The following is a 13,842-nucleotide window of genomic DNA, read 5'->3' on the forward strand; positions in this document are numbered from 1 at the left end:
TCTACCTACAATATCACTTCAGTTATTTATATTTGTTTATAAATACTTAACAAAAGTTTAGTGTTATGTTAATTTCCAGAATTTACTTTTGATTGCGGACAATGAAGTCCGCGAACAATTCTAAATCATGGATTTTAACCAGCGAGTAAAAAGACGTATAGCGGGATTTGACGAGCGTTCGGTGGCCATATTATTGGCTATTACTGCATTTTTATGTTATACAAGTATGTATTCATTTCGGAAATCATTCACAGCTTCGGCTTTTGCCAGTGAATCTATTTTTGGTTTAGATTATAAAGTGTGCATGGTCATTATCCAGATGTTGGGATATTTGTTCTCGAAGTTCTACGGAATTAAATTTATCTCCGAAAGCAAGCAACGGCATAGAGGACGTTATTTAATTGCCCTGATCTGTATTTCATGGGCAGGATTATTGGCTTTTGCGCTTTTACCAAAACCGTGGAATGTCATTTTTCTTTTTATCAATGGTTTTCCATTGGGAATGGTTTGGGGCTTGGTGTTCAGTTACCTCGAAGGTCGTCGGTATACGGAAATTATGGGAGCCGTCATGTCGGTGAGTCTGATTTTTGCGTCTGGTTTTATCAAGACTGTGGGGCGTTGGTTAATGGATACCTTTCAGGTTAATGAATTTTGGATGCCTTTTTTAACGGGGATGCTCTTTTTCTTACCCTTTGTGCTGTGTGTATGGATTTTGGAAAATACGCCTGGGCCGACTGCAGAAGATAAGCGTTTACGGACCGAACGCGTGGCAATGGATGCAACGATGCGCAAACATTTTTTTAGTGTATTCATGCCGGGTATTATCCTGACCATTATAATCTATACCATGCTGACCATTTTACGCGATGTGCGGGACAATTTCGAGATTGAAATCTGGCAGATGCTGCACCTCCAAGGCGCCGGTGTTTTTGCGAAAGTCGATGGAACGATTGCATTAATTGTCTTAATTTTAATAGGCTGCCTGATTATGGTAAAAAACAACCTGAAGGCATTTAAGCTGATTCATTACATGATTATTCTGGGATTTCTTATTGCGGGGATTTCTACCTATTTATTTACCAGGCACTGGATCGGGGGACTCAGTTGGATGTTATTGGTGGGTTTGGGACTGTACATGGCCTATATTCCTTACAATGCCATATTTTTTGAACGGATGATTGCGACTTATCGTATGAAAAGTAATATCGGTTTTGTGATGTATATGGCTGATTCGGTGGGGTATTTAGGAAGCTTTCTCATATTAATGAATAAAGAATTTTTGCCAAATTCAGTCACCTGGGGAACTTATTTTATTCAACTGGTTTATCTTGCTTCAATCATAGGTGCTATTTTGGCGATCTTCTCGCTCGTTTATTTTGTTCGTAAGAAAGAGCAGATGAAAACAAAAAAAGATGATAAATTGGTACAGCCCTGGCAAGCATCCAATGGTGAAGTACAAATAAGTTAATGCTAATATTTTTAAAGAATGAAAACAAATACATACGATTTAATTGTTGTTGGAGGTGGTATCTTGGGGACTTTTCATGCTTATCACGCGCTGAAAAAAGGCTTACGTGTGCTACAGCTGGAAAAAGATAATTTTCCTGTAGGTTCTACTGTACGCAACTTTGGCCAGGTGGTGCCCTCAGGAATGGCAGGGGAGTGGTTTGATTATGGTGTAAGGGGATTGGAAATATACCAATCCATCCAACAGGAAATGGATATTTCCATTCGGAATAATGGCAGTATTTATATCGCGTCCGATGCCGATGAAGTGCAGGTCATCCACGAACTATCCGCACATTATCAAACCAAAGGATATGAGCATGCCCTTTGGTCTAAAGAGCAAATCCTGGCAAAATATCCCAGTATGAATGCGGATTACGTGAAAGAAGCCATTGTTTTTGAACAGGAACTAAGTGCTGAGCCCGAAACGATGATTCGCCAGCTGCATATTTTTATGCAGGCAAAATTTGATAGGTATACGCTGAAATATGACACAACTGTTATCGCGTGCGAAGATGCCAATGAAATGGCATGCTTGACAACAAGTAGCCTAGAAACCTTTACAGGGGCTAAAGTAATTATCTGCAACGGTTATGAATTTAAGATCCTGTATCGTTCTCTATTTGATGATAGCGGTTTAGAAATCAGTAAATTGCAAATGATGCGTACCAAACCTTTGCCTCAGATCCAACTACCCGGAAATATCCTGACTGGATTAACGATTCGCCGTTATGAAAGCTTCGAAGAATATTGTCCGTCATTTGGCGCTATTCCTGTACCTGAACATTATCACGAACTGCGCAAATATGGCATCCATATTTTATTTAAACAGGCCATTGACGGTAGTATTATTGTTGGCGATTCACATGAATATGCGGCCGGCAATCGATTGGATGAACTGGGTTTTGCAGTGGATACCTATATCAACGAACTTATGATCGCTGAAGCTAACCGAATTATTCCGATGCAGAAAGATTGGATTGCTTCGTCCTGGTCGGGCTTTTACTCACAGCATAAAGACCATATTCTTGAAGTTGACATTAGTCCACGTATCCATGTACGTACCGGTATCGGCGGTAAAGGAATGACAGCCAGTGCCGGGTATGCCGAACAAAGTATTGAAAAACTTTTTTAATTACGTTCCCCTCCATTAAAAAAGGTTCTACTTAGCGAAAGTAGGACCTTTTTCTTTCTAAGCCTGGTGTCAGCTAAACTATTTCGCAGGAAAAAAGCAATCTATAGGCGAATAGAATAAGTTTGTAGTTTTAAAAAATTAATTATTAAGAATTTTTGCTAGCGGTTTGCAATTGTTTATTAAAAACTTTCTGCTCACTGGTACCAACTATTTGCTGGTAATATTGTTCTTTATAAAAGAGCAATCCAATGATATTTCCTTATTGCTTAGGTATTAAACAATGTTTTTTATTAACTTCACAGGCATATTAAAACCAAAAATTACAAACAGCAACTTATGGCAAATCAGAATTTCCCTGAAAATGAATGGCGAAGGATAGAGAAATTAAAGTCTTATGAGTTAATGGGACTAGGGAAAGATCCCGAGTTGGATGTATTTGCGCAGGCAGCCTGTTTGATTACCGACTGTCCCGCATCATTGATAGCGATGATGGAAGAGCAAACACAGCGTATACAAAGTTGTGTGGGTATGGAGCTGGATACTGTCGAAAGAGAAAATACCGTTTGCCAATATACGATTTTGAGTAAGGAATTGCTCGTTATCGAGGATACCTTTGAAGATCCGCGCTCTTCCGCCAATCCCTTGATCCGGGAAGGTAATATCCGTTTTTATGCTGGGGTACCGTTGATGGATGAGGATGGAGATGTGTTGGGAACCATTTGTGTGATCGATTTTCAACCAAAATCACTTTCGGATCGGCAGCGACATTTATTGGAAGAGCTTGGAAAAGGAGTGACCAAGATCCTACTTGGAAAGAAAAGAAAGCGGCAGGCTGGATATTTCTCCGAAATCTTTCAGTTGACAAACAATGTTATTTGTGTGTTGGATGAAAATTGCCGGGTTAAAGATGTCAATCCTGCCTTTACCGGTGTACTGGGGATATCAAGGCCAGATAGCATTGGAAAATCCCTTTTTACATTATTGCAAGATGATACGAAGACACTAGCTGCTGATTTAAAGCAGATCGAAGCTGCTGATTTCGGCATTCAATCGACATCATCAACTTCCATCGCAGATGGCAGTGAAGTCATTATTGAATGGCATTTTAAACATGACCCCATCAACCATGAAATTCTGGCCTTTGGCCGTAATGTCACCAAAGAGCGTCAGGAAAAACTGAAACTGGAAAATTCAGAGCGACGCTTCCGTAGTTTCTTTGAAAATGCCATTGGCCTGATGAGTATGCATGATATGGAAGGCAATATTCTTGCTGTCAATGAAAAGGGAAGGGTCATGCTGAAATATGAACAGCAAGAGGTAAAGTCGCTCAATCTGAAAAAATTGGTTCCGCCACATCATGTGGCATTGGTTGAAGAATACTTAAAACGTATTGCTAAAAATAAAGAAGACTCCGCAATGATGGTCCTGCGGACAAAAGAGGGGGAAGATATTTATTGGCTTTATCACAATATGGTCGAACTGGACGAAGACGGTAAGCCCTATGTCGTCAGTACTGCATTGAATATGACCGATCGCATGCGTTTGGAAAATGACCTGCTGCATACCAAACAAATTTTGGAGCAGACCAATGCTGTTGCTCAGGTCGGTGGCTGGGAGGTAAACCTGGCTGAAAATAGGGTATATTGGTCAGAGTCCACAAAGTTGATCCACGGCGTTGATCCTGATTTTACTCCGGATTTTGAACATGCCATCGGTTTTTATGAACCCGAAAGCCAAATCGCCCTACGGCAGATATTTGAAGAATCGGTCCGCAACCGAAAACCTTATGATACGGAATTGCGTCTGTTGAAACAGAGCGGAGAAGCGATTTGGGTCAGGGTAAAAGGAATTCCTGAATATGAGAATGATGTCTGTAAACGGGTATTTGGTATTATCCAGGATATTGATAAGAGTAAGTCGCTATACCTGGAACTGGAACGCAAAGAGTCCATGCTGCGCGCGTTTGTGAATTATGTGCCTGCATCCGTGGCGATGTTCGATCGTGATTTTAATTATGTATCATTGAGCAACCAATGGATTGAAGACTTTCATCAAGATGAAACTCAATTGCTTAATAAAAACCTGTTTGAACTTTTTCCAAATATTCCGGAACAGCGAAAGAAAATCTATCAGGATGCATTGCGGGGGATTCCTTATAAGAATATAGACGAAGTTATTCAGGCGGGTGGAATAGCCGAACCACAGCATTTCAACTGGGAAGTAAGACCTTGGCATTTGACCGATGGAAGCATTGGTGGGATTATTATTTTCACACAGAATATTACGGAGTCTGTCCAAAAAAATGAGGAACTAAAACACGCGAAAAAAATGGCGGATCTGGCAAGTAAAGCCAAATCAGAGTTCTTGGCCAATATGAGTCACGAAATCCGGACTCCATTAAATGGCGTAATCGGATTCTCGGATCTCTTATTGAAAACACCGCTCAATGATATCCAAATGCAATACTTGGGCTACATTAATGAATCTGGCAACAGTCTGTTAAATATTATCAACGATATTCTGGACTTTTCGAAGATCGAGTCCGGAAAACTGGAACTGTTTGTCGATAAACATAATGTATACGATATCGCCAATCAGGTGATCAATGTTGTCTTATACCAAGCTCAAAGAAAGGAAGTCGAATTGCTTTTGAATATCGAGCAAGGATTGCCCGCCTTTATATGGGTTGACGATGCACGTATTAAACAAGTGCTTATAAATTTATTGGGCAATGCGGTTAAGTTTACTGAAAAAGGGGAAATTGAATTCAAAATAAGTCAGCTGCATCATACTGATGATAAGCTACGCCTGCGTTTTGAAGTACGTGATACAGGGATCGGAATTCCTGAGGAAAAACAGCAGCGTATTTTTGATGCCTTTACACAGGAAGACAGTTCTGTCAGCAAACGTTATGGCGGGACTGGGTTAGGACTTACGATCTCCAATAATTTATTGAAATATATGGGCAGTAAGTTAAACCTGACCAGTCAGCTGGGCACTGGGTCTACCTTTTATTTTGATATTGATGTTGCCTGCGAGGCGGTGGAGCAGGAAGATGCTCAATTACCGTTAAATCGGGTGCTCGTCGTAGACGATAATGCAAACAACCGCACCATCCTGCAGCATATGCTGAGTTATAAACAAGTCGAATCTGTTTTGGCGGAAAATGGTATGGAAGCTTTGCAATTGCTGATGAAGGGTGAGCGTTTCGATGTCATCTTAATGGATTATCATATGCCTATTTTATCGGGACTCGAAACCATTGAAAAGATCAAGGAACTCTTTCGACAACAGGAAGAAGGTATTCCCTTGATTGTATTGCATACATCTTCCGAAGAGCACGAAGTAATTTCAACATTTAGACAGGAAGAAGGCTCATTTTGTCTATTGAAACCTATTAAATCGGAGGAGTTGTACCAGACCCTGCGTAGGGCTATCCAACAAAATAAAGAAGATACGGAACAGGCAAAGGTAAATCTATCTTTATCTGCTGATGTCTATCGAAAGGAAATGCAGGTTTTGCTAGCGGATGACAATGCGGTCAATATGGCATTGAATGTAAGGATGATGGCCAGTATTATGCCCGATGCAATTTTGACAGAAGTGTCCAATGGTGCGGAAGCAATTCAGGCATCTAAAGCAAACCATTTTGACCTCATTCTCCTGGATGTACAAATGCCCGAAGTAGACGGTATCGAAGCAACGAAACAGATCCGTCAAATGAAAGAATATCAAAATACACCCATTATCGGTATCACAGCCGGCAATATTTCTGGAGAGAAAGAACGCTGTCTGAATGCGGGAATGTCTGATTTTCTAGCTAAACCTATTCGCCAACAGGATTTATTTAATGCGTTGGAAAAAGCTATGTTATCTGTTTCGACCTCTTCTGGTATATCAGAAGAGGTAACAGCTGAGCTTGAAACACATTTGGATGTACAGCGCCTGCATGAGCAGGCAGGCGATGACCCTGCATTTTTATCTTTTTTCCTTGACCTGGTCATCAAAGAAATTACAGCATCGGGTGTTCAGATCGCAGAAGCAATACAGGAAAATGACCTGAAGCGTATGAAGGAGCTATTACACAAATTGAGAGGAACTTCTTCAACCGCCGGATTGATTAAACTTGCCCAATTAACGGAAGAACTGGAAACTAGCATTTCATCCGACACCGATCTCTCGAAAGCCTTTGCTGTAATTGAAGTAGAAATGGAGCTGGGGTTGGACTTGATAACGAAAATTTTAAATAAATAGGAATATGTTGATTTTAATTGCCGAAGACGACGAGTTAATTTTACGTACCGTAGAACACAAATTAGTAAAGGAAGGACATGAAGTTGTTTTAACTAGAAATGGTCAGGAAGCAATCGAGAAGATTGAGGCATCAGATTTCGATCTGGTGGTAACCGATATTATGATGCCATTTGCGTCGGGGATCGAAATTCTTTCCGCGATAAAACGCATCGGAAAAAAGATTCCCGTCATTGTGTTGTCAAGTATGGGGCAGGAAGAAGTGGTCGTAGATGCCTTTGATCTTGGCGCATCGGATTTTATGGTTAAACCTTTCAGTCCAAACGAACTGATCCTGAGAATAAAACGCTTAACAACTAAATAAACGTATTGTATGCCCAGCCATATCTTCCTACATGAGCTTATTCTAGCGATTATTGTCGTCCTGATTCTGGTACTGTTGCTGATTATTGCCGTGCTGGGATTTAGCTTTTATAGTTATAGGATCTTGCATAACCGACAATCCTGGAGACAGATTATTGAATATAAAATTATGGAGACGATTGTGGGCAGTGATACAAATCGTGAACGGGATCAGGAATTTAGCAAGCATTTAAAAGAACCATCCTTTCGGGCGCTTTTTTTAGAGGTACTGGTAGACTCCGACCGGAAGTTTTCGGGAGCAGCCAAAGAATCCATAAATAGCCTGTTTTATGATTTTAAACTGGAAGACGAAGCCTGGCGAAAGTTAAGACATAGGAAAGCATATCTCGTTGCCGGCGGTATACAGGAACTGGCAGCAATGAATGTTGAAGCAGCAATTCCTGAAATAGAAGCGAAGCTGAATGATGAGCGGATGGCAGTTTATCAGGAAGCACAGTACGCTATGGTAAGTTTTCAGGGCTATGAAGGTCTTGGATTCCTGGAACATGTTGATAAACCCCTATCAGATTGGCAGCAACTACGTCTTCTATACTCTATTCAGTATTTACCTGACTTTTCCGATGCACAGGTTTACAGCTGGTTAAAGCGTACAAATGATTCCGTCGTGATATTTACTTTACGCCTGATCCGCAAATTTAGATTACTGTCATTTTATGCGGAAGTATATGAGTTGCTTGCTCATCCGGCCATTCCTGTTCGTGTGCAGGCAATACGCAGCATGCAGGCAATAGAAAATAGCGCGACGATCGGACAGTTTATTGCCTGCTTCGACCAACAGCCGATTGATGTGCAGCTCGAAATTCTAAAATCCATGAAGATCGCCAGGAGCAGGGAAAGTGAGAACTTTCTAAAGGAACAATTGTGGAATAATGCCGCAGTATCGATTAAAATTGCTGCGGCCGAAGTGCTGGTGATTTTAGGAAAAACCGACTATTTGCGCGAAATTTCGCAGGAGACAGCGACCGGAGACGAGCTTATACAGATTATTAAACACGCTTTGCAAGAGAAAAAATGTTAGAATTTTCCCATATTGTCTATGAAATTGTAGTTTGGCTATTTTTGTTATACTCTGCTGCCGTATGTATTATTTATACTTGGATAGGGCTGTATGCTTATGGGGCGGTATTTCGCTATAAACATAAAAACGCGTTTACCGATTATAGCATCGTTGCTACAAATCCCAATGCACCGACCTTCAGTCTGATTGCACCTGCCTATAATGAGGGCATGACCATCATTGAAAATGTACGCTCCTTATTATCCCTCTATTACCATAATTTGGAAATTATCATTGTGAATGATGGAAGTAAGGATGATTCCATGCAAAAGCTGATCGCAGCTTACGAACTTGAACCCACGTCTTTTTTTGTCCAGGGAAATATTGAAACCAAAGAAATCCGGGGTATCTATAAGAGTAAAAATCCTGCCTTTAAAAAACTTATTGTTGTCGACAAAGAGAATGGGGGTAAGGCAGATGCACTGAATGTCGGAGTCAATATTTCTGCCGGTGATTATATTGTCTGTATTGATGTCGATTGCATTCTTGAACAGGATGCAATTTTAAAATTAGCGAAACCTTTTCTGGAACAAACAGACAAACGTGTTATTGCCTGTGGCGGGGTAATACGTCTGGCCAATAATTGCAATGTGGTTAATGGATCTGTAACGGATGTCAATCTTCCAAAGTCCTGGTTGGGTCGCACACAAGCTTTGGAATATATCCGTGCCTTTATTCTGGGACGGATGGCCTGGTCCCGCGCTTCTGGACTGATTCTGATTTCTGGTGCCTTCGGGGCTTTCGATCGTCAGATCGTTTTGGCCTGTGGTGGCTATGACAGAAATACTGTAGGTGAAGATATGGAGCTCGTAGTCCGTATGCGACGCTATATGGAAGAGCAGAAACAAGCCTATGAAGTCGTTAATATTCCCGATCCCTTGTGCTGGACAGAAGTGCCAGAATCGAAAGAGATCTTGCGCAAACAACGCAACCGCTGGATGAGAGGGACTATGGAGACGCTATGGAAGCACCGCAAGCTGATGTTTAATCCCAAATATGGCCGTTTTGGGATGATCAGTATGCCATATTGGTTTTTATTCGAGTTTTTAGGCCCTATCGTCGAATTTACAGGCTACATTATTTTTGTGATCTTTTTTATTTTAGGCATTATTAACTGGCCCTTCTTCTTTGCTTTATTTTCACTGGTCATCGCTTCCGGAATTCTCTATTCCATCTATGCCATCTTGGTTGACCTTGTCAGTCATCAGGTCTATACAAAAAAAAGGGATCTTTCGACCTTAATTACAACAGCGGTTCTTGAGCCTTTATATTTTCATCCCATTGTTGTCAAAGCCGGTGTGCAGGGAGTCGTGGATTATTTTCGCAAGCAGCATGGCTGGGGCGAAATGACAAGGCAGGGTTTTCAACAAAAAGAGGCAAATGAGTCTGTTTGGAAATACCTGGCTAAACGTTTAAATGCAGCTTTGCAGGAAATAGGCCCTGTTATGCTGGCTTTCTTTGTGCTGTATATGCTGTCCATCGGGGCGGAATGGTGGTGGTATGGCCAACGTTTTTCCCAGCTTGCGGAAGCGAACGCGGGCAAGTATTTGCTTGTGGATAACCTCATCTTTGCCTTTCAGGTGTTGGGCTGCCTGGGATTAGGCTACTTATTGCTTCAATTCATCAGCAGTTTTTGGTCCAAGTTTCTGCTGGACTTATCGTTTTCAGCAATCATAGTCATTCAATTTATCCTGTTTTTGTATTTTGCTGAATCGAGAAACCTGCTGGGTGCAGACTTATTTTATTACAATTCCGAAGAGCTGAAGCAGATTTTGGAAGCCAGTGGCATGTTGAATTTTACAAATATCGCTTTACTTTTAGTATTGATTGCGATTGCCTGGGTTCCCCTCTGGATTGCCAATAAGCAGACTTTTAAAAAGGCTTATGTGGGTATTTCATGTTTGTCTTTGGGTTTTATATCCTATTTTATTTCTTCAGGTTCGATTTTGGGAAGCGCTTTGACAAAAGATGAATTCGTAGCCAATGCAAGCCGAAGTAAATGGCGGTATTTTTTTGAATCTAATTTGTCAGATTATGTGGCGGAACATCCCGGCATGCTGGCGGCATTTTATCAGGATGAAGTGGATACCAAAGAACTGAATAGTAAATTCCCTTTTCTGAAAACTGAGGACACTAAGGATTTCCTGGGAGCCTATTTAAAGAAGACAACGAGGCCGCCCAATTTAGTCATTCTTGTGATTGAGGGCTTAGGCCATGCCTATAGTTCGGAAAATGGGTATATCGGCAACTTTACACCATTTATAGGTTCATTAAAAAAGCAATCGCTGTATTGGGATAATAACATGAGCTCTTCGGGACGGACATTCTCCGTATTACCTACATTAACTGGATCATTGCCTTTCGCCATGCATGGTTTCCTTGAGCAGGATACTTTGCCGGATCACTTTAATCTGTTCAACATTCTAAAGCATAATGGGTTCAATACAGGGTTCTTCTATGGCGGCAACTCCAATTTCGATTTCATGAAAAAATTCATGGACTATAACAAGATTGATAGGTTTATTGACCAGGACGCTTTTGCTCCACCCTATAAGAAGTTACCGGAAAAAGGCGGCGAAAGCTGGGGCTATGAAGATCAGGCTGTATTTAGCAAATTGCTTGAAGTACAGAAAGTGCAAGCGGATCCCTATTTCCATGTGCTGCTGACACTATCTACACATAATCCCTTCCTGATTAATAATGTGGCCCATTATGAGCAGTTATTTGATCAGCGGATTGCATCTATGGAGTTGTCCTCAACGCAAAAAAAGTGGGCCCTGGAAAATCGGACCCAGCTTGTTTCGGTCTTAAATTTGGATGGTGCAATGGAACAGTTTTTTAAAGAATATCGCAAGAGACCCGATTTTGCAAATACCATTTTTGTTATCACGGGAGACCATGCCATGCCGGAGATTCCGCTACAGAGCAAGATCGACCGTTATCATGTGCCACTTTTGATTTATTCACCGCTCCTAAAAGAAACAAAGACCTTCCACAACTTTGTAAGCCATTTTGATGTCGCCCCTTCGTTGCTGGCTTATTATAGAGAAAATTTTGCGCTGAAAACTCCAGCTCAGGTGACCTGGATCGGTCAGGGACTTGACAAAGGTGTGTCGGCAAAAGGCGAGGGGATTGCCATGATGCAGAGCAAAAATCAACTGGCTGATTTTGTACGTGGAAATTATCATCTGTCTGAAGGACAATTATACCAACTGGATGGAACCCTCAATGAGGATATTGCTTCGGATGCTGCAAAAGAAGAAATGTCCAAGCACTTTGAATTGTTTAAGCGCAAGAACAAACTGTTTTATACTCAAAAGCAATTGCTACCGGATAGCGTTTACAGCAATTATTTTAGACCCTTGAAAAAAGACTAAAATTTGCGGATATAACCAAGGATGATGTCCAATTGATTTCCTTTTTCTTTTGGTCGGAATTCTTGGTTATAATAAGTGCCGGAGATCGAAAATAGGTTGCTTTGTTTGACCGAAAAATTATATTCTGCACCCACTTTAAATGTCTTTAATTTGTACTGTGCGTTATCCAATAAATTATTCCGGTTTTCTTCGGGACTCAAACCTGTACCTGCTATTAGGCCGAAATAATCGTTTGCTCCTTTGGTATAGTAACGCACTGTTCCGGTATAGGACTGAGAAATATTCTTCTCGCCGGGAGTAAGGTAAGTTCGCAGGTTGAACCAGAAGTTTTCGTAATATTTTCCGACTGAAGCCGTATACATCCAGATATTGTCACTGAAATGGAGCTGACGGTAACCGATTTCCCCTTCAAAACTGTTTGGTAAGTTGGCGTATAAGGAGACACCCGTACGGTATTTGGCAAATATGCCCACATTATTGGAGTAGGCTGCTCCGACATAAAGATAAAATAGCTTGGATAGGCGTGGGTAAGCTTCCATTTCAAATTGTACACCATTCTCCGCAAACTTATTGGCATAATTTGTCCTAAAGATCACCGAGCCGATTGGCGTAGCGCGTTTATAGCTCAAGCCAACGATGTGCCAGTTGTTGTCAAACTGTTTGTCAAAATAGACGAAATTATAAGTTAAGCCAATGGCGTTTTTAGCAGTATATTCTTCAATGTTTTTGGCCAGAGACCGCGCTTCCGCATTTTTTGGGTCGATCTTAAGGAGCTGGTGGACGGCATTTTCGGCAACATCGTAGTGATTGGCGCTATAGTTGATCTTGGCTTTTAACAAGAGCAGGTCCTGAGATTGCGGGTGAAAACCCAGGCCTTTGTCGGTCAGTTGCGTCGCTTTTTCAGCCTGATCATTCCAGTACTCCAGTGCTGCATAAGCGAGAAAAAAGTCTTCATCCTTCGTATTTTTTCTATCCAGCTCCTGAAAGAGTGTACGGGCCGAATCAACCTTGTCCGACCAGGTATAAAGACGTCCCAGGAAGATGCTGATATCTGTATAATCAGGTGCCTGTTGAAGGGCCTGTTTTGATAATTGAATGGCCTGTGGATAATCTTTTGAATCAAAAGCTACCTTTCGTGCTTTGGCAAAGAGCTCATCAGCAGTGATCTTCGTCTCTTGGGCAATTGAAAATAAAGGTAATAAAGCGAGAGATAGTAATGGATAGGTTACTTTTTTCATTCCAGATTGTATCGTTAAGATTTTAGCTTGCTAATATATAAACTAAAATTAGAAAATATTGTTTGCCAATAAGCGTTTTTCCATGAATTTTCCCGTTAAATAAGTAGCTCCCCCAGAGAAGAGAGCTACTTGGGCTCTGTTTTAAAAAGATAGTTTCGTAAAGCGCCAGTGCAGTGTATCCACGAGGGTCAATTGATTACAGTCTACAGGCAGTCCGGCAGCCAGCTTAAGTACCTGCATGGCCATCATACTACCTATTATCCCTGGTAATGGACCCAATACACCATTTTTATCACAGTTGGGAACCAGCTCAGGAGGAGGAGCTGTCGGAAATAAGTCCAGCAAGTTCTTGCTGCCACAATAATTAAACACCGCCAATTGGCCTTCGAATCCATATATACTGCCATAGACCAGGGGCTTATTGAGTTTGAGACAGGTCTCATTGAGCAGGTAACGCGTCTTAAAGTTGTCACAGCAATCTACAATGATATCATAAGGCTGAAGAATTTCTTCGGCATTATCCACATCGATTTTAACAGGTATAGGCCGGAAATCAATTGTACTGTTGTGCTGCTGTATAAAGTCGGCGGCGCTGCTGACCTTGCCGTTATACAGCTGTCTTTCGCTGTGGATGACCTGCCTATTGAGATTATGCAGCTCAACCCGGTCGAAGTCGACCACAGCAAGTTTGCCAATGCCCGCAGCAGCGAGATATTGTAATACAGGACTTCCCAGTCCGCCCGCCCCAACGACGAGTACCTTGGAATGCATGATTTTGCGTTGTCCCGAAACACCGATCTCCTCAATAAAGATTTGTCGGCTATAACGTTCGAATATAAGGTCTTCTTTCATCCA

General features: G+C 41.4%; 8 protein-coding genes. 6 read left to right on the forward strand and 2 right to left on the reverse strand.

Annotation, left to right across the window (positions count from 1 at the left end; all coding sequences use genetic code 11):
- Window positions 1–127: 127 nt before the first annotated feature.
- From ACK8HY_RS04555 to ACK8HY_RS04580, 6 genes are all read left to right on the forward strand, one after another.
- Window positions 128–1,468 carry a DUF5690 family protein gene (locus ACK8HY_RS04555; protein ID WP_416132905.1) on the forward strand — a complete coding sequence of 447 codons (1,341 nt, stop codon included), beginning with the start codon at window positions 128–130 and terminating at the stop codon, window positions 1,466–1,468.
- An 18-nt stretch (window positions 1,469–1,486) separates the two neighbouring features.
- Window positions 1,487–2,641, forward strand: coding sequence for a TIGR03364 family FAD-dependent oxidoreductase (locus tag ACK8HY_RS04560; protein ID WP_416132906.1), 1,155 nt, complete (start codon window positions 1,487–1,489; stop codon window positions 2,639–2,641).
- Window positions 2,642–2,977: 336 nt separating this feature from the next.
- Complete coding sequence (locus ACK8HY_RS04565) at window positions 2,978–6,895, forward strand: response regulator (RefSeq protein ID WP_416132907.1); 3,918 nt, start codon at window positions 2,978–2,980, stop codon at window positions 6,893–6,895.
- Window positions 6,896–6,899: 4 nt separating this feature from the next.
- Window positions 6,900–7,256: a response regulator transcription factor gene (locus ACK8HY_RS04570; RefSeq protein WP_077434901.1), complete on the forward strand. Its 357-nt coding sequence runs from the start codon at window positions 6,900–6,902 to the stop codon at window positions 7,254–7,256.
- A 9-nt stretch (window positions 7,257–7,265) separates the two neighbouring features.
- Window positions 7,266–8,333 carry a hypothetical protein gene (locus ACK8HY_RS04575; protein WP_416132908.1) on the forward strand — a complete coding sequence of 356 codons (1,068 nt, stop codon included), beginning with the start codon at window positions 7,266–7,268 and terminating at the stop codon, window positions 8,331–8,333.
- Window positions 8,327–11,749 (forward strand): sulfatase-like hydrolase/transferase, encoded by a 3,423-nt coding sequence (locus tag ACK8HY_RS04580; RefSeq protein WP_416132909.1) that lies wholly within the window; start codon window positions 8,327–8,329, stop codon window positions 11,747–11,749. The genes ACK8HY_RS04575 and ACK8HY_RS04580 overlap by 7 nt, the downstream gene beginning before the upstream one ends.
- Here ACK8HY_RS04580 and ACK8HY_RS04585 read toward each other — a convergent pair.
- Both ACK8HY_RS04585 and ACK8HY_RS04590 read right to left on the reverse strand, forming a co-directional pair.
- A complete protein-coding gene (locus ACK8HY_RS04585; protein WP_416132910.1) occupies window positions 11,746–12,987 on the reverse strand; it encodes a YaiO family outer membrane beta-barrel protein in 1,242 nt (413 codons plus the stop codon). The two genes, ACK8HY_RS04580 and ACK8HY_RS04585, sit on opposite strands and share 4 nt — an antisense overlap.
- 141 nt (window positions 12,988–13,128) lie before the next feature.
- Window positions 13,129–13,839: a HesA/MoeB/ThiF family protein gene (locus ACK8HY_RS04590; RefSeq protein ID WP_416132911.1), complete on the reverse strand. Its 711-nt coding sequence runs from the start codon at window positions 13,837–13,839 to the stop codon at window positions 13,129–13,131.
- Window positions 13,840–13,842: the final 3 nt, after the last annotated feature.

The organism is Sphingobacterium sp. NGMCC 1.201703, assembly GCF_047784615.1.
Classification (GTDB): domain Bacteria; phylum Bacteroidota; class Bacteroidia; order Sphingobacteriales; family Sphingobacteriaceae; genus Sphingobacterium.